This is a genomic window from Elioraea sp., assembly GCF_022842375.1.
Classification (GTDB): Bacteria; Pseudomonadota; Alphaproteobacteria; order Acetobacterales; family Acetobacteraceae; genus Elioraea_A.
Map to the genome: position 1 here is coordinate 48,003 of NZ_JALHPR010000002.1, position 26,538 is coordinate 74,540.

Sequence of the window (26,538 nt, forward strand, 5' to 3'; positions counted from 1 at the left end):
GCGGGGTATGCGGCATTTGACGAGGCTCAGCGCGCAGACGCTTCTCAGCTCCTATTGGCCAAGCTCGCGATGGACTTCCCTGATATCGACACCCAGCGGGTGTCGAGCATGCTGATCGGCCTACTGGCGCCGCCGGAAGAGACGGTTCTCGTGCCGGTGCCGAGCATGCCCGTGGCGACGCTGGTGGGACAACTCCGCAAGGATTGGGCGGGGCTGGCGCTGTATGCGCGACTGGACCACAGAGGCGCTCACGCACTGTACGTGGCGTTCCGGACTAGGTTAGGCGCGCTCGAGAACGAGAATGGCAACGACCGCGCCCAAGACATCATCACGAGCCGATTACTGGTGCCGGCTAAGCGCTACTTTCCATGCGATGGGCGCGAGGTTCTGAGTGCGAGCGAACGGGCAGCGATCGTCAAGGCGCTTCGTCGGATTTACGCTAACAGACTGTTTGCGAGGCGCGCGGAAAGCGACACAAGCCGCAACCACGGACATCGTGGAAGGCAGCGTGAATACAGGCCCGGGCGGCGAATGGAGGCGGTCTTGATCGCGGCGGAGCGCTTGGCCCGGGATGATAGCGGGCCGGTCAATGCCTTCCACGTCGCCGCCGTCCTGCTGGATCCCGTTAATGCGACGAGCAACAAATTGTTCCGCGGCGCTTTCGGCGATGCGGCTGCCGCGCTGCAAGCTGCGCGGGAGCGCGCGGCCCAGGACAGAAATGCGGCCACGGAGCAAAACCTAGTCGGCCAGCTGCGTGGGCAGTGCGAAGAGCTTCGCCTGCGAGACGGGCGCAACATTTCGTATGAAGCCGACGTGGCGCTTGCCCTAATGATGTTGTCCAGCGACTCCTTCGCGATGTGGCTCGATGGTCAGATCGGCGGAGCACGGAATGGAGTGGCCAAGCTGCAGGCCGCTTTGCACCAGGTCGCATTTGGCGCCGTCGTGCTCGACGTAGGTGACCAGGACCTTGATGATCTGACCGGCGATCGGAAGGACGATGCGCCGAAGCCGTTGGCCGAATTCGAAGCGAAGGAGCGCAGTAACAAGACCAAGGAACTGACGAACGCGCTCTTTGAACTGGCAAGCCTTCGCATCCAGGACCGCGCCGCCTATGCCCGTGACGTGCTGGAATGCGTTCGTGCTAATCCGGTGTTGCTGGATGAGATCGTTGCGAAAAGGGAAAGCGACGACTCGACCGAGATCGCCTTTACCCGCTGGCCGCAAGATGACATCGCAAAGAAGTTGGGTTGGGCTGATGCCGACCCCAAGAAGAAGCTCATCAACAAAGCGGTTAAGGTCGCCAAGCGCGCGCTTGAGAACGTTTGCAGCATGCTGCTTGCAAGGATGCAGGAGCTTAAGGGCGAATATGAGGAGCGCCGCAAGAAGGGCGAAGACATGCCGCCACTGGACGAGCTTTGGCTACAGTTCGTGAACAATGCCCTTGAGGCGGCCAAAGCCGCTCCCAAGCGCAGGCAAGGCGCGCTTAGAGCACGCCAAGGAGACGTCGGATGACGACGGACCGGAAGCTTATTGACTTGCTCAATACAAGCCTGGCCGCTTACGAGCGGCTGCCGCCCGCCATCGGCACGAAGGTGACCGCCCTTAGCCCTTCGGCCGTGCCGCCGCCCGCAGGTGATGCCGCGGGCGAGGGATCGGGCGAGGAAAGCTGGGATGAGGCGTTCGCTCGCCTAGCGGCCGCGTTCGCGGAACAGGTGCTCGACGCCCCTCTGGACGACGACGAGCTGTACGAGGACGAAAGGCTGGCCGAGTACGACAGCAACCTGGACGACGAGGACGCGGCGGACAAGGCGTCTGAGGAGGACAAGGCGCGTGCTGACTCACAGCCGGTTAACGACAACATCGAGTTGTACCGTACGGCCGGCTTGGCACTTGCAGCAACGATCGGCGCACCCCCAACGACGGGGGATGTCGCGCCCGACTTCGAGAGTCTGCGGGTGCCGGCCGGGGGCGAAGCGATTGGCGCCATCAAGGATGCCGCTGGCCACAAGGCCGTGCTGTGGTGTCAGGGCGGAGCGGTGTATCTGAGGCCGGAGCAGCAAAGCTTGAGCCTGACCTGGCTTCGACTGAACGACGAGCAGTTCACGCTGGAACTCACGCCTGATGTGCAGCACGGCTTCCTGGTGCCGCGACTCGGCGTTGGGGCTGCGGTGCAGTTCTGCCTCGGGAAACCAGACGATGCCGCCTGGGGCTGAGGCTGAACGCGAAGCGTTGGCGCCGCTTGCACGCTTGAGGAGCTGGCTCGCCGGTCAGCAGCTGGCGTTCGGAGCGCTGCTGCTCCGCTTTCTGGAAGAAACCGGGCCTCCGGCGAAGCGCGAATTCCAGGCTGCTGTGTTCCGCGATAGGCTGGCACCTGACGAAGGGTTGCCGCACCCCGTGCCGTATCAGGTGACGCTACAACAGCTGCCGCCACCGGCGTTGGCCGCCCTATGCGAATTGCCAGAGCGTGCAATTCCTTTCTGGTACCACCATCGGCCGAACTGGGAGTGGGCGTTTAAGAACATCTCCTGGCAAGACAACAAGTCGCTGATAGCTGGCGCACGGCTGGTAGCGCATTGCCTCGGCGGTGGCCTGCACAGCCCGCACATGATCGCCCGGCTGGCGCAGGCTGAACTCAGAGTAACTCGCCGTGCCGACCGCTGGACTGACCACCAGGATAGTCTCGAACGACTAATGCGTGCCTTGCAGGCCAGCCCGGTCGGATTGGGCGCCATCGCCGCCATCGCCGCTATGCGAGAGAGCAGGCTGCCGGGCCGCTGGGCCATGGTGGAAAACGCCTTACTGCAACGTGCCTATGCTTGGCCTCTGTTCGTGGTGCCCCAGGCGCAGGATTTCGCCTTCGCACTGCCAGTGGCCATCGATGTGCATTATTGGACCTATGGCGATCCTGAAAACTCCATCGCCATCGAGGGCGAGGGCAGTATCGCCATCGGCGAGGAGGTCCGGGGCTTCATCGACGATTCGGTACTGGCTGCGAAGCGACTCTGGCTCAAGACATTCGCTACCCGCGATTTGCATGTAAAGCGGCAACTGCGCCGAGCCTCGGTCCGGTTCGACTTCAGCGCCGCCGCGGCAGTCCTCAAGCCCTTCGCCGCGCTGCTACCGGTTGGGATCCGGCTTGAGCAGTCCAGCCTGCAGAGTTTACTTGCGCTTGAAGTCTATTCCCGCTTCATCGGTTCGCCCGGCCTCAAGACGGTCTCCGCCACAGGCGGCCTTGGCGGGCGAATCCCTAACGGCTCTCAGTGGAACGGCGAGGACCGTTGGATTCTGGCGCCCAATGATCACGAGTTTCGCCGCCTCACCCTAAGCAAGATTCGCTGGGTAAAGCGCAAGCACACCATCGACCGGATCATCGTGCCGAGTGGAACCGCCGAAAAAGGGTTCGATGAGCATCTCGAAGTCGTACCTGGGGCCAGGCTCGAAGAATACGCCCAGCTTGCCTTCGGCCAGGAAGCCCGGCGCCACCGTTTCATCCGCGCACCGGACTTGGCCGCACGGTTCGGTACCATCGACAAGGAACCTTGGAGAGTCGCTGAGGACGAGCGTGCCGAAATCCAGCAAGCTTTTGATGCGCTCAGGTACTCCGATGTGCCAATCCTGAGGCTAAGCAATGTACGTGCGACCAGCGTCGCCCAGGCGCTGTACCGGCTGAATAAGATGATGGCAAACGATCCCGATCGCATTACCTACGATCATGCTGCGGGTCGCTGGCTCCAGGAGGAAGGCGAGCGGATCGGGCACTTCGCCTTCGTCCGCAGCTATGAGAACGAATTGCCTGACCGGTTTTGGCAACTGGTCTGGCCGGTCCTCGGTGCCGACCAGGAAAGCTTCCGGAACTTCGCCTTCACCGTCTCAAAGGAAGTTCCGGCACGTATCCTGGCCGAGCGGCTGAATGACATGACCCCGCAGAGTCCAGAGCGAGTGCTCCCACCGGACGTGCTGGTTATCATCGCCCCCATCCGGACCGAATTGCCGGAGTTTGCCACCGGGCCTGCCGGGCGACTGCGGTTGCATTCGCTAGAGCACCAGATCTGGTCGCGCTGGCAAGAGGACAGCGACTATCTCAGGCCATCCTCCAATAGGTGCGTGGCGCATTACCTTGGACGCCTCCGCGTCATCGTGGTCGAGGAGGCGGCAGACTCCTATTTTCGGACGCTGGCGCCAGAAGACCTCGGCGATGCCGACTTGGCCGCCGCCGCGGCAAAGCTGTCGGTCTTCCGCCACGGCTTCACCTCCGATGCTGCACTAACGATACTGGGCGGCGAGCCTGAGCCATGCCGCGCCATGTTGCGGACGCTGCAGGAAGTCGACTTCGGCGACAGCCGTCTGCTCGAATTCGCCAGTGGGATCGGAGAATACTTCCTTAGCCGGCGCGCTGCCTTACCGAACAAGGCACACGAGAGGGCGAAGCGGCATGCGGATGCAGCCACTGCCCTTGCCGGCTTCCTTGAGCAATCCGCAGGGGACAGCGCTTCGCGCTTCGACTTCGCAGCAGTGCTGGACCCGGGCCGTCGGCACGAAATCCAATGGCAACTCGGCAGGGCAGTCCATGCTGCCGGTGATGACCTGTCGACGGATAGCCGCAAACGCTTCACCCAAATCCAGGAACGTGTGGGGCGACTGGGCGAGCAATTCACTTGGTCCCAACTGCGGTGGATTACAAATTCGAACGAAGCCGGCGCCGAGGCATGGGAGACGTTGCTTGATTTACTGCACGCTAGGTCACGCTTCCTATTCCATCCCGAGGAACTGGTCCGGGCGGCTCGGTTTGGCGAGCGTCAATGGAGAAAGTTGAAACGTGACAACAAGCAGGTCGAGGCTAAGGAAATCTGGTATTTCGTAACATGGCTGATGCAGCAGGCCGAGGAAATGTGCGGCCAGATCGACCGCACCGAGCGACTTGCGGCCGAATTCATGGTGCGGACATCGCGCAGTTGCCTCGCGCTGAACAGCGGAGAAAAACTGTACAGTGTTAAGGAGGATATTGAGCGTTCGCTGAAACTGTCGGATTACGCGGTGGTCGTGGTTCATCCGGAGTGGTTCAGCTATGCAGGCGACTATTGCTTCGACGACAACGTCGCTGCTGCCGTCTATCGCCAGGGCTTCTGTAACGATGGCATTATGGGCACAAGAAATGAGGTGCCATGCTTCGATACCCTAGTGAAGTATGTTGGCGCCTGCCTTCGACGCGGAAACGTTCCGGACGGTACGCTGGTTGAACAGGCGATCGGGAGTCTATCCCTCAGGCGCATGGTGAAGGAACAGACGAATGGCGCAACACGCACTGGGATCCGGAGCACCCATAGTTGGGACCGATGGGAAAGGGGGTTCAATGCGCTAAGGCCGATGCTTCAGGCAACGCTAACTGGTGCGAGTGGGCCGGCATGTTAGGCGCAGGACCCATGCTTTCTCGTGGTGTGTGACGGAGCGGGTCAGAGGTGAGTCATGTGCGATCCGTTCCTGCTCTCGCCGACACAGATGCAGCGGAGGGGGCGCATTTCTCGATGTCGCACGGAATTCCGCGCCGAAAGTGGAGACGATTCGAACCCCGACGCACCCCCTCCGCCAAGCTGAACGATGAATGTATCACCATATCAACAGATTAGGATTTCCCTTAGACGCATTATCCCATCGTCTACCCCAACATCGAACTCTTGCTCGTAGCAGACTGACCGAGCGAGAGTTCCCGCCTTGGGAAGGCACGCTACTTGCGATGAAACTGAGAACCTTCGGCCGTGAGCCCCTCGAGGCTGCCCATCGCCGTGAGCTGAGCGCGTGCCTCGGTCTGAACCGCCCCGGGTTTGTCGGAGGCTCCAACTCCTGAGAGGCTGGAGCGATGACGAGCAAGACGACGAACAAGTTCTCACCTGAGGTTCGCGAACGGGCGGTGCGGATGGTGCTGGAGCATGAGGCGCAGCACCCGTCGCGCTGGGCGACGATCCTGTCGATCGCGGCCAAGATCGGTTGCACGGGCCAGACGCTGAACGAATAGGTGAAACAGGCGGAGCGCGACACGGGCCGCAGGCCGGGGCCGACGACGGAGATGGCGGCCCGGCTCAAGGCCTTGGAGCGAGAGAACCGCGAGTTGCGGCAGGCGAACGAGATCCTGCGCAAGGCGTCGGCCTATTTCGCCCAGGCGGAGCTCGACCGCCGGTTCACCCCATGATCGGCTTCATCGATGATCATCGCGAGGTCTATGGGGTCGAGCCGATCTGCAAGGTGCTGCCGATGGCCCCGTCGACCTATCGCGCGCAGGCGGCGCGGCGACGTGATCCGGGGAAGCTACCGGCCCCGGCCAAGCGTGATGCCGTGCTGATGCCCGGATCGGCGATGCGCTGCCGCTGGCCGTTACCTCCGCAAGACGCGCGACCACGCATCGCAGCGACGCGGAAAGCGCCAATGCCAGGACTGGGAAACCGACGACTCGCGGTGGCCACCGCCGCGTACGGCAGCACGATCTACCGCGAGGACGAAATCCTGACACTGACGCCGAAACAGTTCGCACGCGAGTGCATCATACCTTTTTGCAACAATCGTTACAGGATGGCTTTTGCCGGCGTCGGCGGTAGTGGTGAGCATTCCGCACGACGAGGCGACCGCACAATCCCAGGGTTAAGATGCAGCAAGGAGCGCCGCATTGCCCGCCTCGGCAATGGCGTCGTCGATCGTCGGCGCCGCGCCGCTGACGCCGACCGCACCGATCACCTGATCGCTGACGCAGAGCGGGACGCCGCCCTCGATCGGGAGACAGCCTGGCAGGGCGAGCAGCGCGGTCGCGCCAGCGGCAAGCCCCTGCGCGAGAAGCCGCGACGGGCGGCGGAATCCCGCCGCGGTTCGCGCCTTGGCAATCGCCACGTCCACCGTTCCGGTGTGGACACCGTCCATCCGCCTCAACGACACGATGTGGCCGCCGTCATCGACCACGGCGATCGTCACGCGAACGCCCTGGCGCTCGGCCTCGACCGTGGCGGCTGCGATCGCTCGCTCCGCGACCGCGAGCGTCAACGTCGGCCGCAGCGGAAGCGCGCTCTCGGAAATGGGTGCCATCGTTCAGTCCTCCTTCGCCCCCGGGCGCGCGGCGTGAACGGTAGGGCGCGCGTCCTCGCGATGCGCGGCGACGCGCGGCGCGGGATCGCGTCGTGCATCGTCGCCGTGTGGCAACAGGAAGGCCCGGCTGAGTTCGGCCGCCTCGGGGCACCCCATCAGCGCAAGCGCGCGGTCGATCTCGTCGGCCAGGATGGCGATCGCCCGCGCCGCACCCGCCTCGCCATCCGCGATCACTCCGTAGAGCGGCGCGCGGCCGGTGAACACGAAGTCGGCGCCGAGGCAGTGCGCGATGACGATGTCCGTGCCGCGCGTCACGCCGCTGTCGAGCATGACGGGAGTCGACGGAGGAACGGCAGCACGCACGGCGGGCAGTGTCTCGATCGGCGAGGGAAGTGGGTCGAACGCCTTGCCGCCGTGATTCGACACGATGATGCCGTCCACACCGGCGGCAACGGCCTGCCGCGCGTCGTCGGGGTGCTGGATGCCCTTGATGATGAGACGACCAGCCCAGAGGGAGCGTAGCCAGTCGAGATCGTGCCAGGTCTGCACCGACGGGCTTTGGGTCCGGAAGAATGCACCGACCTCGCCGGGCGTTGCCCCCTGCGGCGCGTAGTGCGCCCAGGTCTCCATCGACGGCAGCCCCCCACCACGCAGGTACTCGATGATCCAACCCGGATGCAGCAGCGCCTCGGCGAGCACCGAGGGCCGCAGCTTCAGGGGCTGCGAGAAGCCGTTGCGCATGTCGCGCTCGCGCTTGGGATACACTGGATTGTCGACGGTCAGCACGAGGTGCTCGATGCCGGAAGCGGCGGCGCGACGGATGAGGTCCTCGCTGATGCGCGGATCCTTCGCGGCATAGAGGTGATACCAGATCGTGCCGGGTGCTGCCGCGGCGACGTCCTCGAGCTTCGCCACGCAGGCGCCCGAGAGGATGAACGGCACGCCGGCCGCTGCCGCCGCGCGCGCGAGCATCGCATCCGCACCGCGGCGGAACAGCCCCGCGAAGCCGGTCGGGGCGATGCCGAAGGGCTGGGCGTAGCGCCGGCCGAAAAGGGTGACGCGAGGGTCGCGCGTCCTGACATCGACGAGATACCGCGGGAGGATGCGGAAGTCGCGGAACGCGGCTTCATTGCGCGCGAGTCCGCGCTCGTCCTCGACGCCTGATTCGATCACATCAAAGAGGATGCGCGGCAACCGCCGGCGCGCGAGCGCCTTCAGGTCGGCGATGTTGATCGCGTCGGCTGCCCTCATGAGGTCCCGCCTCGCGCTCTCTCGAGCAGCATGGTGATGAAAACGCTCACCGGAATGCCCGTGGCGGCGCCGAGCTCCTCAGCCGACCGGTTCACATAGGACAGCACGCCTTCCTGGTAGATCCGCCGCGAATCACCGATCGGCGCACTCGCCGCCGCCGCCGTGCCGGCCGGGATGTTCCGCTCGTCGAGCAGCCGGAGCCGTCGGATGCCGGCCGCGTCGAGGCCGACGCCGCCATCGCTGAAGAATACCGCCGCCACCGCCGGCGCGATCAGCCCGTCCGGCCGGCCATGAAAGAGGGCCGCGTGCGACCCCGTGACCGCGATCGCTCCGGCGTCCTCCAACGTGAGCATCGGCGCGGCATCGAGACAGATCACCTTCGGCTCTCCCGGAACATCGCGGATCGTGTACCGCTTGCCGCCTGCGATCGGTGGAAGCTCGACCGCCTGCGGCGGGCCGGCCTTCATCGCCTCGGCGCAGGCGCGGACCGTCATGCCCTTGGCGCAGCCGAGAGCCCTTGCGGCCTTGTTGACGAAGGAGATCACGCCATGCGCGAGCATGTGCTCCCCATCGGCGATGTGGCAGGTCCAGACATCCGCGCAGGCCGCCGGCACACCGACACCATCGAGGTAGGAAAGGCCGCGGATGCCGGCATCGTCCTTGCCGATCCCCGCGTCGCACAGCACCACGCCGCGGATACCCCATTTCGCGGCGTGAAAGGCATTGTACTCGCCGCCATAGGAGCCGGATACGATCACCTGCCCCCGGTCGGCTTCGGAGACCTGGGAGCTTGCCGAGACAGTCACGATCCGGATGTCGTCAGACATGGCCGTCACCTCACGCCACCTGGCCGTGGAGCGGCCGTGCCAGTGCAGTCGGCTGCACCACCCGCCCGATCAGGGCCGCGAGTTCACGTTGCTCCTCCTCCGTCAGTTCCGAAAGCGGCGGCCGAACCGGCCCGGCGCTGCGGCCGATCACCGTCGCACCGGCCTTGACGATGCTGACGGCATATCCGGCCTGTCGCCCGCGCAGCCGGCCATAGGGCTCGTAGAACTCCGCCATCATGCGTTCGAGCGCGGCGAGGTCGCCCGCGCGGACCGCGTGGAAATAGTCGAGCGCATAGGCAGGCAGGAAGTTGAACACCGCCGACGAGTACGCCTCCACGCCGAGGCCGCGATAGGCGGGGGCATAGATCTCGGCCGTGGGCATGCCGTTGACGATCGCGACCCTGTCGCCGAGGCGGGTGCGGATGGCCCAGAGTTGCTCGATGTCCATCGTGCCATCCTTGAACGCCACGAGGTTCGGGCAGGCATCGCATAGGTGCGCGAGCGTATCGGCCGTCAGCCGCGCGTTGCCGCGGCTGTAGACGATGACGCCGAGCCCCGTCGCTGCGCAGACGGCCCTGATGTGTGCCGTGATTCCCCGCTGCGACGTCTCGATCAGGTAGGGCGGCAACAGCAGGATCCCGTCGGCGCCAGCGCGCTCTGCCATCCGGGCGGCCGCGATCGCCTCGCGCGTTCCCTTGCCGGCAGCCGCGATCATCGGCACGCCGGGCCGACGGACCGCAAGGGCGGCCTCGAGCACTGCCTTCTCCTCCGCCTCGTCGAGCGAGAAGTACTCGCCGGCCACGCCGGCGATGAAGAGCGCCTGCGGCGCGAAGGACTGCTGCCACACGACCCGCTCTTCGAACCGACCGCGATGGAACGCCCCGTCGGCATCGAAGTCAGTCAGCGGGAAGGAGAGGAGTGCGGGCGCGCGCAGCAGCGCGCGCAGGCCGTCGGGGGAGAGGGGCGACATCATGCTGTGCTCCTGAGGACGGCTGGGCGGCCACACCGGCCGCCCAGCAACGGGGACTCAGCGAAGCCGGCCGGTGCGGCGATAGAACTCCCGCTCCTTCTCCGCTTCCGCGTTGAGCGCGGCCGCGGGGTCGGCGGCATCGCGCAGCGCAGGGTCGAAGTGAACGCCCATCTTCGTGTATTCCTCGACCAGCGCGCCATCGCGCATCGCCTGTCGGACAAGGGCCGAGAGATAGGCCTTGCGGTCGGCGGGCACGTTCTTCGGAACGACGACGAAGCGTATCAGGGTCCATTCGTATCCAGTGCCGCCGAGTGCCTCGTTGAAGGTCGGCAGATCGGGCAGGTGACGGACGCGCTGGGCAGCCGCGATCGCCGCGAGGCGTACCCTGCCCGAAGCGATGTGCGGCCGAAGCTCGGCGAAGAAGGCGGGCGCGATGTCGACATTGTTGCCGATCAGGGCTGTGGTGCCGGCGCCGCCGCTCTGGAACGGCACCTTGAGGAAGCGGGCACCCGTGTTCTGCTCCACCTGCTCGATCAGGTAGTCCCACATGCTTCCGGGAACGGTCGCTACCCGGAATGTGTTGGGCTTCTCCTTCGCCGCCTCGGCGATCCTGGCGAGCGGCATGTCCTTGAACGGACCATCCGTCGTCACCGCCCAGATCATCGGATCACTGTTGATGTATCCGATCGGCTCAAGATCGGTATAGTTCCACCGGCCCTGGGCACGCAGCATCGCGTCGCCCCAGACGAGGTTGACGAGCATGCCCATCACGTGTCCGTCGGCCGGCGCCTGGGTGGCGAGCCAGGCATGCCCGACCATGCCCGCTCCGCCAGTCCGGTTGTTGACGAGAATCCGGTCGCCGCTGATCTGCTCCATCGTTCGCGCGAGCAGGCGGGCGGTCAGATCCGCGCCACCGCCGGCGGGGTAGACGACAGTCATCTCCATCGGCTGCGATGGAAATCCCGCCGGCTTGAGGCGAGCGAGATCGGGCCTCGCGTCCTGCGCGGACGCCAGGCCCGCCGGAAAGCCCGCCGCCGCGGCGAGACCGCCGGCGGCGATGGACAGCATGCGTCGTGTCAGCATCAGACATCTCCTCCACCTGGTATGAATCTTCTGGGTTTGACGACGATCAACGCCACCAGGACGGCGCTGACAGCAAGGAGCACGGCCGTGATCGGCCGGTGCAGGAAGATCATCGGGCCGTCGCGCGACATCACGAGCGCTTGGCGGAGCGACTGTTCCATCAGCGGCGCAAGGATGAACGCGATGATGAAGGGGGCGAAATCGTACTCGAACTTGCGGAGGAACCAGCCGATCACGCCGAAGCCGAGCATCACCCACAAGTCGAAGGTGTTCTTGTTCGCCGAGTAGGTGCCGACGACACTGAGCAGCAGCACCACCGGGAAGAGGTAGCGATACGGCACCCTCAGCAACTGCACCCAGAGCCCCACGAGCGGCAGGTTCAGGATGAGCAGGAACAGGTTGCCGATATACATGCTGGCAACGATCCCCCAGAACAGGTCCGGGTGGTTCACCATGAAGAGCGGCCCGGGCTGGATCCCCTGGATGACGAGTGCGCCGAGCAGCAGCGCCGTGACCGGCGTACCGGGAATGCCGAGGGACAGGACCGGCACCATGCCGCCGCCGACGGCGGCGTTGTTCGCGCTCTCTGGTCCCGCCACACCCTCTATCGTGCCGGTACCGAATCGTTCTGGATGCGGCGATAGCCGTTGCTCGAGCGCATACGACATGAATGCCGCGGTGATCGGGCCCCCGCCGGGGATGAGACCGAGCAGGAAGCCGAGGCCGCTGCCACGCAGGATCGGCATCAGCGAGACGCGCCAGTCGGCCCGCGTGGGAAAGACGCTGCCGATGCGGCTGGTGACGAGCGATGTCGACATCGCGCGCTCGACATTCGTCAGGATCTCGGAGATGCCGTAGAGCCCGATCACCAGCGGAAGGATGTCAATGCCGCCCGTCAGGTTGATCGTTCCGAAGGTGAAGCGCTCCTGCCCGTTCACCACATCGATCCCGATCGTGGCGAGGAGGAAGCCGAGCGTGATCATGATCAGGCCCTTGAGCGTCGAGCCAGAGATCATGAAGAGGGTGCTGATAAGGCCGAGCACCATCAGCGCGAAGTTCTCCGGCGGCCCGAAGCGCAGCGCGAAGCCGCCGAGGACGGGGGCGAAGAACGACAAGGCCAGCACGCTGAGCGTTCCGGCGATGAACGAACCGATCGCGGCGATCCCGAGGGCGGGCCCCGCCCTGCCCTGGCGCGCCATCTGGTATCCGTCGCGGCAGGTGACGACGGAGGCTGCCTCTCCCGGCATGTTGAGCAGGATCGAGGTGGTCGAGCCACCGTACATGGCGCCATAGAAGATCGCGGCGAGCATGACGATGCCAGCAACGGGCGGCAGCGTGAAGGTCACTGGAAGCAGGAGCGCGAGCGCAGCCAGCGGCCCGATGCCGGGAAGCACGCCGATCAACGTCCCGACCACGCTTCCTACCAGGCAGAGGATGAGGTTCTGCGGCGTGAGGATGATCTGGAAGCCAAGCAGAAGACCGCTGAACGCGTCCATGTCAGACGCCCCACGGGCCCCGCGGCAACGGCATGCCGAGCAGCAGGCCGAACAGCAGCATCACGGCAGCAACCGAGACGCTCGCGAGCAGAAGCGTCTGGACCCAGCCGGCGCGTTCCACCGCCCTGAGCAGGATCAGCATGGTGACGAAGCCGGACGCGGCGAAGCCGGCGTGGGGAAGCGCCAGCGTCATCACGGCGAGGCCGACGATCACGCCGCCGATCCGGATGACGCCTGTACGCGGCGGCCAGCCGATGGTGCGGGCATGGTGGCGGGGCGACAGAAGCAGCGCCACGCCGCAGAGGCCAAGCAGCAGCGCGGCGACGAAGGGAAACAGGCCGCTGTCGGGCCCGTGGGAACCAAAGAGCCGCATCGACCAGGCCATCGACGCAGCCGCGCCGCCGATGAGGATCCAGACGAGGCAGATGAGCCGTTCGACAATCACGCCACCGCTCCGGGCCGGCGACCGTCCAGCGCCGCCTCGAGGATCGCGCGCAGGCCGGACTCCGTGACTGGCCCCGGATTGAGGCCGTTGTCGGTCTCGAGCGTGATCGCGATGGCGCGGTCGATGATGCTGTCGTCGAGCCCGACGGCGCGCAGCGAGGTGGGAAGCCCGACGGCTGCGAGCAGGTCGAACAGGATCGCTCCAAGCTCGGTGCCGCCGAGATCGGCCGCCAGGCGGCCGAGCTGGTCAGGCGCGAACCGCGCGTTGTACGCGGCGACATGCGGGAGAATGATGGCGTGCGAGTGGCCGTGCGCGACGCCGAAGCTTCCGCCGAGCGTGTGTGCAAGCCCGTGCTGGAGCGCGAAGCCACCGGTCAGCGCGGCGCCACCCAGCATGCCGCCGTAGAGAAGATCGGCGCGAGCGTCGAGGTCATCGGGCGCGGCGATCACGCGCGGCAGTGCCCCGGCGATCGCCTTCGCACCTTCATGGGCCGCGGCGATGACGAGCGGGCTCGCTGTCGGCACATAGACCACATCGACGCAGTGGGCGAGGGCATTGAAGGCGCTCGCCGCCGAAACCTCCGGCGGCAGCGTGATGCTGAGCGTCGGATCGTAGATGACGCAGCTTGCGAGCATCGCGAGGTTCACATGCATGCGCTTCACCCCGTCGATGGTGATGCCGCAGAAGCCGGTCATCTCCGAACCCGAGTAGGTGGTCGGGATCGCGATGACCGGTGCCTTGACCCCGAGCGCGATGCCCTTGCCGAGCCCGATCGAGGCACCGCCGCCAACGCTGACGATTGCCTCAGCCCCGCTCCGCCGAAACAGTTCCTGTCCCCTGTGCGCTGACTCGATCGGGACCTGGGAGATCGCCTCGGGGAGGATTCCGGCGCAGGCCGGGCCGAGCAGCGTGGCGACGCGCTCGGCAAGTCCTGCCCGCCCGGGCGTTGAGACCACCAGCGCGCTCTTCGCGCCGACGTCGGCGAGAACGCGCGCGATCTCCTCGAGCGCGCCGGCGCCGAACTCGATCCGCGGCGGGGTGGCGTTGTAGACGCCACCGGGAAGGCTGAAGGCGCGTGCCCGACCGAAGCTGGCGCGAGCGAGAAAGCCGTGACGCGTCGTGACCGATTGCCCTGCCATCACGCTCACCAGTCCACGACGGTGCCGTCGGGCAGGACGGCATTGCTGGTGTGGATGACCTCCTGCTCGAAGGGATGCTTGGCTGCCTCGGTCTCATTGATGTCGACGCCGAGGCCGGGCGCCGTAGGCACCTCCCAGAAGCTTCCGCTGCGCCGCATCGGCGTGCGAACGACGTCGTCGTACCAGGGCACGGCCCCGCTCATCTCCTCCTGGATCACGAAGTTCGGCGTGGAGACCGCGAAGTGCAGCGCCGCGGCACCAGCGATCGGCCCGTTCGGGTTGTGCGGCGCGACGCCCATTAAGGCCTGCTCCGCGGCGGCGGCGATGCGCTTGCCCTCGAGGATTCCACCGGTGTGGTTGAGGTCGGGCTGAACGATATGCAGCGCCTTGGCCTGGAACAGCGGCTCGAACTCCTTGAAGCCTACGAGCCTCTCGCCCGAGGCAATCGGGCAGCCGGCCCGCTCGGTCACCATCCGCATGGCCTCCGTGTCGCCAGGCTGGACGGGCTCCTCGCAGAACATCGGCGCGTAGGGCGAAACCTCGTCGATGAACTGCAGCGCCGCCGAGATGGAGGCGGGCCTGCCGTGGAAGTCGATCATGATGTCGACGGCATCGCCCACGGTCTCGCGCAACACCCGCATCATCCGGCCCACGTGTCGGCGCGAGGGAAGGTCGGCCGTATAGTGCGTGTAGGGAATGAACACGACCTTCATCGCGTCATAGCCTTTGGCGACGACCCTGAGCGCGAGTTCCCTGAGAGCGCCTTCGTCGAACGTCTCGTAGACGGACTTCATGTCGCCGAGGCCGAGATGGGTGTAGAGGCGAACCTTGTCGCGCACCTGGCCACCGATCAGGCGCCACACCGGGAGCCCGACGCTCTTGCCGAAGATGTCCCACAGCGCGTGCTCGATGCCCGAGATCGCCGTCGCGCCGATGATGCCGAGACGGTAGTAGCTGTGCTTGTTGAGCACTCGGACGATCTGCTCGATGTCGCGCGGGTCGCGGCCGACCACGAGCGGCGAGAGGTCCTCGATCGCGCCGACCACCGCGCGCGTCTTCCAGTTGAGGCTCGCCTCGCCCCAGCCCCACAGCCCGTCCTGGTCGGTCAGAACCTTGACGAAGAGCCAGTTGCGCATCTGCGCGTTCACCACGCGCGTTTCGATTCCCGTGATGCGGATCGGATGGGTCACGCTCATGTCGCCTCCACTGCCCGCGGAGACCGCGCGGCACGCACGACGTTCAGAAGGGGAAGCCCGTCGCGCAGGCGCCGGATGTTCTCGGCGATGACGCGGTAGCGGCGCCCGGGCAGCGCGGTCGTCCATGCCGAGGAGTGCGGCGTGGCGACGACATTCGGGAGATCAAGGAACGGAAAGCGGGAGGGCGGTGGGCGGTCCTCCGTGCCGTTGGGATAGGCGTACCAGACATCGAGATAGGCGCCGCCGATCACGCCGTCGCGCAGCGCGACGTAGAGATCCTCCTCCTGGACGATCTCCGCCCGCGCGATGTTGATCAGCACGCCCGTCGGCTTCATCGCGCGAAACTCCGCCGCGCCGACCATGCCGGTGGTATCGGGCGTAAGCGGTGCGCAGATCACCACATAATCACTCGCGCCGAGCAGGGCCGGCAATTCGGTGCGGGGGACCAGGAGGTCGGCGAGCGCGCCGGCCGCGCCAGGCGAACGGTCGAGCGTCGCAACGCGCATGCCGAAGGCTCGCGCGCGCTGCGCCACCGCCTGGCCGATCCGACCGAAGCCGATGATGCCGACGGTCTTGCCGAGAAGCTCGCCATGCGGCGCGCGCGTCCGGTAGGCGTCCGCCCAGGTCTCGGCGGTGAAGCGCATGGCCTCTGGCCGGATTTCCCAGCGCAGCATGGCCCACAGCACGAACTCGGCGATCGGCGCCTCGTGCTCGAACACGTTGCACACGGCTGTCTCGGGCGCGAGCTGATCCATCGAGATGCCGTCGAGGCCAGCGCCCGGCGCATGCAGCAGCCGGAAGCGCGGCGCCGCGCCGCCGCTTCTCGAGAACCGCAGCGCGATGACGACATCGTCGGACGCGATCTCGGAATCATGCGCCGGGCTCGATGCCGCCTCGCGCGGCAGTGCCGTCACGACGAATTCCTCGCCGAGCAGGGTGCGCAGCCGATCGGCCTGCCGGGCAGTGTCGCCGAGCAGGTGGACCCTCATCGGAAAATCCCTGGAGAAAAGACTCGATGGCGCAACAACAAGTGACGTTTATCCCCTGCCAACCCATGATTTTTCATTCTGTTTCAGTCCATTGAACGATTGCGCACTGAGCTTGGCAGTGAATTGTGCATAATGTACGATCCTTGGCAAGCTGGCATTGACACACTCGCGATGGATGGGTTTCCTTCAGTCATCGGCAGCGCCCCAGACAGGGAACGCGGGGATCAATGGGGGGCAACACAGAGCAGAAGCGGCGCGTGGTCCGCCCCGGCAGCAGATCGGTGCCGAGGACGACGATCGCCGAGCGTGTCTATGAGGACATCAAGGAGCGCATCCTCGATCAGACCCTCGCGCCAGGCGAGCGGCTCACGATGGACTTCCTCTGCCGCGAGCTCGCCGTGTCCTCGTCACCGGTCCGCGAGGCGCTGGCGAGGCTGGAGAGCGAGAAGCTAGTCGTCTCCGAGGTCTATGCGGGCTACTCGGTGGCGCCGCCTCCCGACCCAGAGTATCTGCGCGGCCTGCTCAGGTTCCGCATCCTGGTCGAGGGACACTGCGGATGCGTCGGTGCACCGAAGCGGCTGCCGGACGTGCTGAAGGCAATGGAAAGCGCGTTCGACGCGATGGCCCGCACCAAGAAGCTCGGCACGCGCTATCGCGAGTATAGGCGCTTCATCCAGGAGGACTCGCGCTTCCACCGGGCGATCGTAACGAGTTCCGGCAATCCGGCGACGATCGCAATCTATGCAAATCTGCATCCGATCCTGCTCCAGTCGCGTCTCTATATCACCCGTTCGACTGACGGGTCACCGGCCGAGGAGGTGCTGTTGGAGCACGAGAAGATACTGGCGGCCTTCCGTGAAGGTGACGGCGATGCGGCGGAAGCTGCGATCCGGACGCATCTTGAAGGTGGGTTGAGGCGCCTGCATCGGGTCGGATTGGAACGCCAAACGAACGGATGAGATTTCTGTGTGCTCCGAGCCCGTTCGTTGGAGCGCCGGAGGGTGGAGTTTCCGGCCTGCTTGCACCTGCCCCCGTCTTTGGTCGGGCCTCGCTTCCTGCCCCACCGTCGGCAATGCGTTCGACAAGCTCTGGGAGAACGGCAACACGCTGGTGTTCGGCGACACGACGGAGCTCCGACCTCTCCGAGAGCCAGCCGACCAAGGGCAACATCGAGGGTGGGCTCACCACGATCGAGGAGAAAGCGCTCGGCAACATCCAGAAGATCGGGAAGAAGTGCTTGGTCGATGGCGTGATCGACAAGGCCGAGCTGCCGACGCAGCCGGGCCTGTGGTTCATGGACAGCTCCTCAGCGGCAGCGGAGATGGTCACGCTCTGCGCGGCCTCATCGTCAGGACCGCCGATGGCGAACTGACCGCAGCCGAGATCCTCGGCTTCCGCGAGTTCTCCCTCACCCGCCACTCCGAAAGCGCCTGAACAACCGCATGAGGGCCGCCGTGCGCGGCGGCCCTCACACCGCGCGCATCAAGCCTGCAAGATTGGGTGCATCGTCGAGCGCCTCAACGGCGGCGACGAGGGCGGCGGCATCCGCGCGGGGGTTCCGCCCGGCAGCAAGGCACGCCGCCGCTTTGTCGACACGCGCCTCGCTCGTCAGCGGATTGGCGGGGCTGCCGAGCGTGTGCGTGACCGTTACCCGCGCCGTCGGGCCATGCACGACCTCGATCGTCTGAGGCACCACGGCGTTGGGGTCAGGGTTGTCGACTTCCACCATCGTCACCCTGGCGGCGAGCGCGAGCGTCTCGGGGTCGGCCAAGCGCGCGGGGGTAAAGTCAGCGAGCGTGACAGTGCCGAAGCGAAGCGTGGTCGCAGCAACGAAGGGCAGGCAGAGGCGGGCGTAGTTCGGCGTCAGGTCACCGCGCAAGGGGCGGCCGACGAGGCGCATCGCAAGCGGTGGCAGATGGAGCCTGATCTCGCGGATCGTTTCGGGAACGATCGCTTCGTGCCCCAACAGGCGCTGCAACCCGTCGATCACCGGATGCGTCAGCCGCCCCGAGGGGAATGGCTTGTGCGACACCGCCTCGACCTGCCAGCTCCGCCCGAGCCCGGCGAGGCCAGGGGCGAGATCATGGGCGGGCTCGGTCATCGGCAGGAAGCCCGACGCGCCGGTCAGCCACGCTGACGGCCCGCGTGCGCCGGCGTCGACCAGGTCAGCGGCGCGGATCCCGGCGGCAGCGGCGAAGCCCATCTGCACCGCAAGCGCCATCCCGCCTTCGTGATGGGCCTGCATCGTTCCGGGGATCTGGCCAAGCAGCAGCCCCGCTCCGCCAGCACCGCGCGCGAGATCGAAGCCGCGCAGCCGCGCCACAGCACCATAGGCGCCGAACATCCCCGCGGTGGCCGGGCGGAAGAAGCGCATTGGCCCACGCGCGGCCGCACCGATGGTGCAGGCAAGGTCGAGGCCGAACACGACGGCGGAGACGAGCCGCGTGCCGCTGACGCCGCCGAGCCGTTCCGCTTCGGCAAGTGCCGCGGCAAGCGTCGGCGTCACGGCATGCACGATCGCGGCTTCATGGATCGCGTCGAACTCCAGCGCATGCGCCTGGAAGGCGTTCACGAAGGCGGCCTGCGCGGCCGGCAGGCGCACGGTATCGCCCCACACCGCGGCCGCCGTGCCCTCGCCCCAGCAGCGGGCTGCCGCGAGCACGCCAGGCTGGTCGTCATGCGCGGTGCCCGCCACGCCAACCGCGAGCGTATCGAGCATGAACACACGGGCTGCAGCGCGCGCGGCCGCGGGGATTGCGGCCTCGGGTGTCTCGAGCACATGCCGCAGCAGCGCGGCTTCAGCATCCGGCATCATGCGCGGATGCTGATGCCGCGTCGGCGATCGGTCAATCCGCAACCGCCTTGCGGCAACTGGATATAGCGTCGACACTCGCGCAACGACCGCACGAGAGGCACCGCACGCGATGTCCACAAGCCACGATCCGATCGCCTTCGAGCTGTTCCGGAACGCGATCTTCTCGATTGCCGACGAGATGGCACTGACGGTGTTCCGCACGACCTATTCGGGCGTCCTGAAGGACAACATGGACTACTCGACCGCCATCGCGGACGCGAACGGCCGCCTCGTGGCGCAGGGGCTGACGCTGCCCGGGCATCTCGGCTCGATCCCGACTGCGCTCGACAGCATCATGCGGCACTTCGGCGACACGATGAACGAGGGCGACGTCTACGCGCTGAACGACCCCTTCGACGGCGGCATGCATCTTCCGGACATCTTCGTGTTCAAGCCGTTGTACGTCGACGGCAGGCGGCTGGCCTTCGCCGCCACCGTCTGCCACCACACCGATGTGGGCGGCCGCGTCGCTGGCTCGAACGCGTCGGACTCCACCGAGATCTACGCCGAGGGGCTGCGGATTCCGCCGCTCAAGCTCTACGACCGCGGCGTGCGCAACGAGACGCTGATGGCGATCATCGAGAAGAACGTGCGCCTGCCCGTGCGGCTGTTCGGTGACCTGCGCGCACAACTCGCCGCCTGTCACATCGCCGAGACCCAGCTCGCCGACCTGGTCGGCCGATACGGTGCCGATACCACCGCCTTCTACATGGAGGAGGTGATCGACTACGCCGAGCGGCTGACGCGCGCCGCGCTGGCCGACCTGCCGGACGGCGAATGGTCGTTCGAGGACTGGATCGACGATGATGGCGTCGATGTCGGCAAGCCGATCCGCCTTTTCGTCACGCTCAGGAAACGCGGCGGACACATGGTGGTGGATTGGACCGGTACGAACCCGCAGGTGAAGGGCGCGATCAACAACACCCTCTCCTTCACCAAGGCTGCGTCCTACACCGCCATTCGCTCGGTGCTGCCGGGGGGCATTCCGAACAACGAGGGCGTTTTCCGCGCGATCGAGGTGATCTGCCCTCCCGGCACGGTGGGCAACGGCGTGCTGCCCGCTGCCTGTGCAGCGCGCGGGCTGACCGGCTTCCGCATGACCGACTGCATGTTCGGCGCGCTCGCCATGATGCTGCCCGAGCGCGTGTTCGCCGCCGGCGACGGCGGCAACACCGGCATCTCGATCGGCGGGTGGGACGCCACGCGCCAGCCCTTCATCTATGTCGACTTCACCTGCGGCGCCTGGGGCGCACGGCCCTGGGCGGACGGGCTGGACGGAAACAGCCACATGTTCGCGAACATGGCCTCGCACTCCGTCGAGGTCACCGAAGTCGAGCAGCCGATCCAGCTCCTCGCCTACGAGTTCGTCGCCGACAAGGCGGGATCCGGCAAGTTCCGCGGCGGCGTGCCCTTCCGCCGCGACTACCGGTTCCTCGAGGAGGAAGGAACGTTGCAGGTCCGGTCCGACCGGCACGTGCACCGGCCGTTCGGCCTCTACGGTGGCAGCCCAGGCGCGCCCTCCCAGAATACGCTGAACCCGGACAGCGAGAACCGCCCCCTGCCCTCGAAGGTCACGATGACGATCCGACACGGCGAGGTGTTCCGCCACGTGCTCGCGGGCGGCGGCGGCTGGGGCGATCCGCTGGAGCGCGATCCCGCACAGGTGCTGCGCGATGTGCGCAACGAGCTGCTTTCGGTCACGAAGGCCGCTGCCGACTATGGCGTCGTGATCACCGCCGGTGCGGTCGACGTCGCGGCCACGGCGCGCATGCGGGCGGAACATCGCGCGCGGCGCGGCTGGCACGAACCACCCAAGGTGCTCCGGACAGACCCCATGCCCCAGGCCGCGGAGTAACGCGCATGACAACCACCTGGCGCATCGGTGTCGACATCGGCGGCACCTTCACCGACATCGTGCTGCTCGGCTCGGACGGCACCGTGCACACGAAGAAGATCCCCTCCAGCGTGGGTGACTATGCACGCGCGATCGTCGAGGGCCTGAGCGAACTCTTCGCCGAGACCGGCATCGTGGCCGGCGCGATCGAGGAGATCCGCCACGGCACCACCGTGGCCTCAAACGCCATCCTCGAGCACAAGGGGGCGCGCACGGGGCTGATCACCACCCGCGGCTTCCGCGACGTGCTGGAAATCCGCACCCTGCGCATGCCGCGCCTCTACGACATGGCGTGGGAAAAGCCACCGCCACTCGTCGAACGCCACCTGCGCCGCGTCGTTGACGAACGTGTCGATGCGCGCGGACAGATCGAACGGCCACTCGATCCGGCAGAGGCGGAAACGGTCGTGCGCGCGCTGATCGACGACGGCGTCGAAGCGATCGCGGTGTGCCTGCTGCACGCCTACGCCAACCCGGCGCATGAAGCGATGATCGCTTCGATCGTGCGCCGCCTCGCCCCCGACCTGCCACTCTCGATCTCCTCCGAGGTGCAGCCCGAGATCAAGGAGTACGAGCGCACCTCGACGACAGTGATCAACGCCTATGTCATGCCGATCGTCACGCGTTACCTCCGCGCGCTGCGCGAAGGCCTCGACAATGCGGGCGTGACGGCGCGGCTGCTGCTGATGCAGTCGAATGGCGGGTTGATGGCGTCCGAAGCCGCCGCCGCCAAGCCGATGCATATCATCGAGTCAGGCCCCGCCGGCGGCGTGATCGGCGCGCAGGCGCTCGCGAGGGCGAAGAACCTGCCCGACGTCATCACCTTCGACATGGGCGGCACCACCGCGAAGGCAGCGACCGTGGAAGGCGGGCATGTCGCGCGCGCGGCCGAGTATTCGGTTGGCGCTGGCATCATGGTCGGGTCACGCCTGCTGACGGGGGCTGGCTATCTCCTGAAGGTGCCCGCGATCGACCTCGCCGAGGTCGGCGCCGGGGGCGGCTCGCTCGTGCGCGTGAATGCGGCCGGCGGCGTTCAGGTCGGCCCTGAGAGTGCGGGGGCGATGCCAGGGCCGGTCTGCTACGATCGTGGCGGCGCCGAGCCGACGATCACGGATGCGAACGTGATCCTCGGCTTCATCAATCCACGCCACCTCGTTGGCGGGGCGGTGGCGCTGAACGCCGCGCGGGCGGCCGAGGTGTTCGAGCAGAAGGTTGCGCGCCCCCTCGGGCTTGAGCTCGCACGCGCGGCGCATGGGGCGCATCTGATCGCGGCTTCAAACATGATCCGCGCCATTCGCGCCGTCTCGACCGAGCGCGGGCGCGATCCACGCGGCTTCGCGCTGTTCGCCTTCGGCGGCAACGGCCCGTTATTCGCCTGCGGCATGGCGGAATCACTCGGCATGCGGCGCGTTGTCGTGCCGCCCTCGCCGGGCCTGTTCTCCTCCTTCGGCCTCCTCTACGCCGACACCGAGCACCATTACGCACGCAGCTTCCGCCGCCTGACGCGGACGGTTGATCTTGCCGAGCTCAACGCCGCGTGGGACGCGCTCGCCGGCCAGGCGCTCGCCCAGCTCGGCGTGGAAGGGTTTTCCGGCCCCTCAGCCGAGGTCACGCGCGCGGCGGCGCTGCACTACCACGGCCAGAGTTTCGACCTCACCGTGCCCGTTCCCGACGGGCCGCTCGACGCTGCTTCGCTACGCGCCCTCGACGAGGCCTTCGGCGTGGAGCACGAGCGCACCTATGGTCACCGCGCCGGCCCGGATGAACCGGTCGAGCTCGTGTCGATTCAGGTCGTCGGGCGCGGGCTTCGCGCGCACGGCGCTCTGCCCGAGCACACCACCCCGGCGCGCAGCGGGGCAGCGCCGCCGCCACGCCGCGCCTATTTCGGCCCTGACGTCGGCTGGATTGAGACACCTGTGCTGAGCCGGGCCGATCTGGCCACGCACCGGGTCGGGCCGGTGATCATCGAGGAGTACGACGCGACATGCGTGGTGCTGCCGGGCTGGCACGCACGCCTCGATGACGGCGGCAACATCGTGATCGAACGGTAGGCCCGGCGTTCCGCCGGGTTGGCTGCGGACCGATCGGGCGCAGCTCTAGAGCACGTTCCGATCGATTGGAATCAATCGATCGGAACGTGCTCTAGAAACATCAATGAGTAGAGCAGCTTAGCCAGATCTGATCGAACCGGTTCCGGTTCGATCAGATCGGGCGCTGCTCTAGCCGCGCGCCGTGCGCGGCAGCCACAGCGCGATGTCGGGCCAGATGACCAGGATCGCGATCATGGCGAGCAGCGTCAGCACGAAGGGTGCGGCGCCGATGATGACGTCGTCGATCCGGCCGCGCTTGCGCAGCCCCTGGACGACGTAGAGGTTGATCCCGACCGGCGGCGTGATCATCGCCGTTTCCATCAGCAGCACGATCAGCACGCCGAGCCAGACAGGATCGTACCCAGCTCGGACAAGCACCGGCACGATGATCGGCACGGTCGCCACCATCATCGACAGCGTCTCCATGAACATGCCGAGCACGAGGTAGAACGCGATCACGACAAGCAGGAGCTCGAACGGCCCAAGCCCGAGAGCGGTGATGGAGCGGTTGACGATCGCCGTCAGCCCGATCGAGGTGATGACGAAGTTCAGGAAGTAGGCCGCGATCAGGATCGCCATGATCATCGCGGTGGTGCGCATCGTTCCTTCGAGTGACTCGCGCAGCACCATCCATGTCAGCCGCCGCTTCGCCGCCGCGACCACGAGCGCAGCGATCACACCGAGCGCTGCCGACTCCGTTGCGGTGGCAAGCCCGGCATAGATCGAGCCGACCACGGCAACGAAAATGAACAACGGTGGCAGCAGATCGGGCAGCGAGCGCATGCGCCCTTCCCAATCCGTCGGGATCCGCTCGCCATCCAGCCCCGGGCGCACCAGGCAGATGATTATGACCGTCAGGCTGAACAGGACGGCGAGTGCGACCCCGGGAATCAACCCTGCGAGGTAGAGAGACGGGATCGAAGTTTCGGTCAGCACGCCGTAGACGATCATGTTGATCGAAGGCGGAATGAGGATGCCGAGCGTGCCGCCGGCGGCAATCGTGCCGAGGAACAGCCGCTCGTTGTAGCCGCGCCGCTCGACCTCGCCGATGGCAACCGTGCCGATCGTCGCGGCGGTGGCGACACTCGAGCCGGAGGTGGCGGCGAACAGCGCGCAGGCCGCAATGTTCGAGTGCATCAGCCCCCCCGGCAGCCAGGGCAGCCACTGCACCAGTGCCGCGTACATCCGCTCCGCCGCGCCCGAGCGCAGCAGGATCTCGCCGAGCAGCACGAAGAACGGGATCGCGACCAGCAGGAACGAGTTCGAGGTCGACCACGCAAGCTCGCCCATCGCCAGGTGCAGCGGGAAGCGGCCGTACATCTCGCCAAGGCTGAGGGCGAGCACGCCGAGCGCGGCGGCGACCGGGATACCCGCGCCAAGCAACCCGAGCAGGATCAGGATGGTGGTGGGGATCATCGCCGTGGGGCCGTCATCGCCGCCTCTCCATGGCGCGGACCTCTTCGGCGACCTCATCCGCCGCGGAGCGCGTGCCGATCAGCTCAGCCATGCCGGCCCGGTCGCCCCGTGCCAGCCGCGCCAACGCGGCGATGCACAGCGCCACACCGACAAGGATGAACAAGGCAAGCCCCAGCAGCCAGATCGCCTGCGGCACGATCAGTGGCGTTTCGAGGGCTGACTGGCTGCGCGAGTTCGACGTCCAGGACTGCTCCAACACACCGAGCCCGTGCCAGAACACCAGAGCGAAGAAGCCGACCAGCAGCACGAGCCCGGCGAGGTCAAGAACGATCCGGATGCTGCCTGGCAGGAGCATGTAGAGGCTGTCGATCCGGATATGCGCCCGGTCGAGTAGCGTCGCCGCGAGCGCCCAAGCGGTGCCGATCGCCAGCGCATAGCCCGCGAGCTCATCACCACCGCCGATCGAGATCACGAACACCTTGCGCAGGAAGACGTCGATGCCGATCAGGATGGCGGAGAGCAGGATCAGCCCTCCGCCGAACCAGAGACCTGACCGGGCCACCAAGGCCAATACGCTCATCACGCAGGACACCCGCATGCGCCGGACCGGCAGGGCAGCGCGCCGGTCCGGCGCGCTGCCGCCGGACCGGCCTTCATGACGATCAAGGAACCGGTGCAGTCAGGCCGAGCGCCTTGCCGACCGTATTGTTCCACTCGCGCGTGCACTCGGCACCGCAGCGGCGTGCCCAGTTCGCCAGAACCGCGCCCTCCACAAGGCGCTTGTGCACCTCGGCCTCCTCGGGCTTCACCGCCACCAGAGTCATGTTGGCGGGCCTGCCCATGGTGCATGGGCCGCGGCCAAAGTTGCAGTTGTCGGCCTGCGCGTCAGCGGCCTTCAGCGTCTGCCACATCTTGTCCTCGTAGGCCTTCACCTGATCGAGGAGGAACTGCTGCACGCGCGGCTCGAGGCGGTTCCAGGTGTTGAGGTTCACCGCCAGGATGTTGATGCTCCACCCAAGCGACATCGGGTAGAGCGACTTGGTCACCTCGGCCCAGCGCGCGGTGTTGCCCGACAGGCTGCCGGTGACGGCGCAATCGACCACGCCGCTGTTCAGCGCCGGCACCACTTCGGCGAACGCCATGCTGACCGCGGTCGCGCCGATGCCCTGCAGGAAGTCACGCATCGTATTGTTGAAGACGCGAACCTTCTTGCCGCGCAGCCCCTCGAGCCCGCTGACCACGTCGCGGCACCAGAACACCTGAGGTGGGTTGCCGCCGAAGGCCAGCAGCTTGGCGTTCCAGTTGCGCTGCATCTGCCGGTCAATGACCGCGCGCCAGGCATCGCATGCGGCGCGCGCCTTGTCGGCATCGAGCGTCAGCCCGGCGAGGTCACAGCCCTCGAACCGCGCGTCGTCACCGGCCATCTTGGAGATGTCCATGCCGGCGAAGTCCATCACGCCAAGGCGCAACAGGCGCAGCATGGTCCGGTCGTCGATGCCCATCTGGTCGAGCGGCGTGATGTCGACGGTGATCCGGCCATTCGAAGCGCGCGGAATGGTCTCGCGCCAGAACGGCACCTCATCGACCATCGATGCCACGGTCGGACCGTTCAGCCCGATCGCCTTGAACTGGAGCTGCGGCAGTTCCTGCGCCTGGGCCGCACCGAAGGGTTGAAGCAGGAGCACGGCCACAGCCGCGACCAAGAGATTGCGCATCCTCATGCTAGCCTCCCGTTTCAGACGATCGACCGCCACGCCCGCACCAACGGGCGCATCGGGTAACTCCCCGGCGGCGATCGTTGCACTGCTCAGGCGCTTTCGGCA

Annotated in this window: 21 protein-coding genes, 1 pseudogene and 1 other annotated feature; of the genes and pseudogenes, 8 read left to right on the forward strand and 14 right to left on the reverse strand. The window is 66.5% G+C overall.

The features are described 5' to 3' along the window. The first annotated feature begins 54 nt into the window (after window positions 1–54). The 4 genes and pseudogenes from Q0C38_RS02005 to Q0C38_RS02020 all read left to right on the forward strand — a co-directional run. Window positions 55–1,512, forward strand: coding sequence for a hypothetical protein (locus Q0C38_RS02005; protein ID WP_291295382.1), 1,458 nt, complete (start codon window positions 55–57; stop codon window positions 1,510–1,512). Further along, complete coding sequence (locus Q0C38_RS02010) at window positions 1,509–2,213, forward strand: hypothetical protein (RefSeq protein WP_291295383.1); 705 nt, start codon at window positions 1,509–1,511, stop codon at window positions 2,211–2,213. Before Q0C38_RS02005 ends, Q0C38_RS02010 begins: the two co-directional genes overlap by 4 nt. Continuing rightward, window positions 2,197–5,409: a hypothetical protein gene (locus Q0C38_RS02015; protein WP_291295384.1), complete on the forward strand. Its 3,213-nt coding sequence runs from the start codon at window positions 2,197–2,199 to the stop codon at window positions 5,407–5,409. Before Q0C38_RS02010 ends, Q0C38_RS02015 begins: the two co-directional genes overlap by 17 nt. A gap of 445 nt (window positions 5,410–5,854) precedes the next feature. Further along, window positions 5,855–6,336 (forward strand): annotated as a pseudogene (locus tag Q0C38_RS02020) (transposase); the annotation flags it as partial. Beyond that, window positions 6,139–6,255 (forward strand) — a sequence feature (AL1L pseudoknot). (Overlaps the previous pseudogene by 117 nt.) 294 nt (window positions 6,337–6,630) lie before the next feature. On the opposite strand, the gene Q0C38_RS02025 reads toward Q0C38_RS02020, so the two are convergent. The 10 genes from Q0C38_RS02025 to Q0C38_RS02070 are packed head-to-tail and all read right to left on the reverse strand — an operon-like array spanning window position 6,631 to window position 16,461. Beyond that, window positions 6,631–7,065, reverse strand: a complete 435-nt coding sequence (locus Q0C38_RS02025; RefSeq protein ID WP_291295385.1) for a heme-binding protein — start codon at window positions 7,063–7,065, stop codon at window positions 6,631–6,633. A gap of 3 nt (window positions 7,066–7,068) precedes the next feature. Beyond that, on the reverse strand, window positions 7,069–8,316 hold the full coding sequence (locus Q0C38_RS02030; RefSeq protein WP_291295386.1) for an alpha-hydroxy acid oxidase: 1,248 nt from the start codon (window positions 8,314–8,316) through the stop codon (window positions 7,069–7,071). Then, the gene (locus tag Q0C38_RS02035) at window positions 8,313–9,143 is read right to left on the reverse strand and encodes a hypothetical protein (protein ID WP_291295387.1); all 831 of its coding nucleotides are present in this window, start codon (window positions 9,141–9,143) and stop codon (window positions 8,313–8,315) included. Before Q0C38_RS02035 ends, Q0C38_RS02030 begins: the two co-directional genes overlap by 4 nt. 10 nt (window positions 9,144–9,153) lie before the next feature. Continuing rightward, entirely contained in the window at window positions 9,154–10,116 is a 963-nt protein-coding gene (locus Q0C38_RS02040) for a 5-dehydro-4-deoxyglucarate dehydratase (RefSeq protein ID WP_291295388.1), read from the reverse strand. Window positions 10,117–10,170: 54 nt separating this feature from the next. Further along, window positions 10,171–11,196, reverse strand: a complete 1,026-nt coding sequence (locus Q0C38_RS02045) for a tripartite tricarboxylate transporter substrate binding protein (RefSeq protein WP_291295389.1) — start codon at window positions 11,194–11,196, stop codon at window positions 10,171–10,173. Further along, the gene (locus Q0C38_RS02050) at window positions 11,196–12,692 is read right to left on the reverse strand and encodes a tripartite tricarboxylate transporter permease (RefSeq protein WP_291295390.1); all 1,497 of its coding nucleotides are present in this window, start codon (window positions 12,690–12,692) and stop codon (window positions 11,196–11,198) included. The genes Q0C38_RS02045 and Q0C38_RS02050 overlap by 1 nt, the downstream gene beginning before the upstream one ends. A 1-nt stretch (window position 12,693) precedes the next feature. Next, on the reverse strand, window positions 12,694–13,137 hold the full coding sequence (locus tag Q0C38_RS02055) for a tripartite tricarboxylate transporter TctB family protein (RefSeq protein WP_291295391.1): 444 nt from the start codon (window positions 13,135–13,137) through the stop codon (window positions 12,694–12,696). Next, window positions 13,134–14,276, reverse strand: a complete 1,143-nt coding sequence (locus Q0C38_RS02060; protein ID WP_291295635.1) for a maleylacetate reductase — start codon at window positions 14,274–14,276, stop codon at window positions 13,134–13,136. The genes Q0C38_RS02055 and Q0C38_RS02060 overlap by 4 nt, the downstream gene beginning before the upstream one ends. Window positions 14,277–14,281: 5 nt before the next feature. Next, window positions 14,282–15,472, reverse strand: coding sequence for an enolase C-terminal domain-like protein (locus tag Q0C38_RS02065; protein WP_291295392.1), 1,191 nt, complete (start codon window positions 15,470–15,472; stop codon window positions 14,282–14,284). Continuing rightward, window positions 15,469–16,461, reverse strand: coding sequence for a 2-hydroxyacid dehydrogenase (locus tag Q0C38_RS02070; protein WP_291295393.1), 993 nt, complete (start codon window positions 16,459–16,461; stop codon window positions 15,469–15,471). Before Q0C38_RS02070 ends, Q0C38_RS02065 begins: the two co-directional genes overlap by 4 nt. 227 nt (window positions 16,462–16,688) lie before the next feature. Between Q0C38_RS02070 and Q0C38_RS02075 the strand changes: the two genes are divergently transcribed. Further along, entirely contained in the window at window positions 16,689–17,420 is a 732-nt protein-coding gene (locus Q0C38_RS02075) for a GntR family transcriptional regulator (protein WP_291295394.1), read from the forward strand. A gap of 113 nt (window positions 17,421–17,533) precedes the next feature. Beyond that, entirely contained in the window at window positions 17,534–17,833 is a 300-nt protein-coding gene (locus tag Q0C38_RS02080; protein ID WP_291295395.1) for a UxaA family hydrolase, read from the forward strand. Between the two features lie 96 nt (window positions 17,834–17,929). On the opposite strand, the gene Q0C38_RS02085 is transcribed toward Q0C38_RS02080, so the two are convergent. Beyond that, complete coding sequence (locus tag Q0C38_RS02085; RefSeq protein WP_291295396.1) at window positions 17,930–19,276, reverse strand: MmgE/PrpD family protein; 1,347 nt, start codon at window positions 19,274–19,276, stop codon at window positions 17,930–17,932. Between the two features lie 109 nt (window positions 19,277–19,385). Here Q0C38_RS02085 and Q0C38_RS02090 point away from each other — a divergent pair, with 109 nt between their 5' ends. Both Q0C38_RS02090 and Q0C38_RS02095 read left to right on the forward strand, forming a co-directional pair. After that, complete coding sequence (locus Q0C38_RS02090) at window positions 19,386–21,170, forward strand: hydantoinase B/oxoprolinase family protein (RefSeq protein WP_291295397.1); 1,785 nt, start codon at window positions 19,386–19,388, stop codon at window positions 21,168–21,170. Between the two features lie 5 nt (window positions 21,171–21,175). Beyond that, entirely contained in the window at window positions 21,176–23,260 is a 2,085-nt protein-coding gene (locus Q0C38_RS02095; protein WP_291295398.1) for a hydantoinase/oxoprolinase family protein, read from the forward strand. Between the two features lie 168 nt (window positions 23,261–23,428). On the opposite strand, the gene Q0C38_RS02100 is transcribed toward Q0C38_RS02095, so the two are convergent. From Q0C38_RS02100 to Q0C38_RS02110, 3 genes are all read right to left on the reverse strand, one after another. After that, complete coding sequence (locus Q0C38_RS02100) at window positions 23,429–24,715, reverse strand: TRAP transporter large permease (protein ID WP_291295399.1); 1,287 nt, start codon at window positions 24,713–24,715, stop codon at window positions 23,429–23,431. Between the two features lie 13 nt (window positions 24,716–24,728). Next, on the reverse strand, window positions 24,729–25,307 hold the full coding sequence (locus tag Q0C38_RS02105) for a TRAP transporter small permease subunit (RefSeq protein WP_291295400.1): 579 nt from the start codon (window positions 25,305–25,307) through the stop codon (window positions 24,729–24,731). A gap of 70 nt (window positions 25,308–25,377) precedes the next feature. Continuing rightward, the gene (locus tag Q0C38_RS02110; protein WP_291295401.1) at window positions 25,378–26,436 is read right to left on the reverse strand and encodes a TRAP transporter substrate-binding protein; all 1,059 of its coding nucleotides are present in this window, start codon (window positions 26,434–26,436) and stop codon (window positions 25,378–25,380) included. Between the last annotated feature and the right edge of the window lie 102 nt (window positions 26,437–26,538).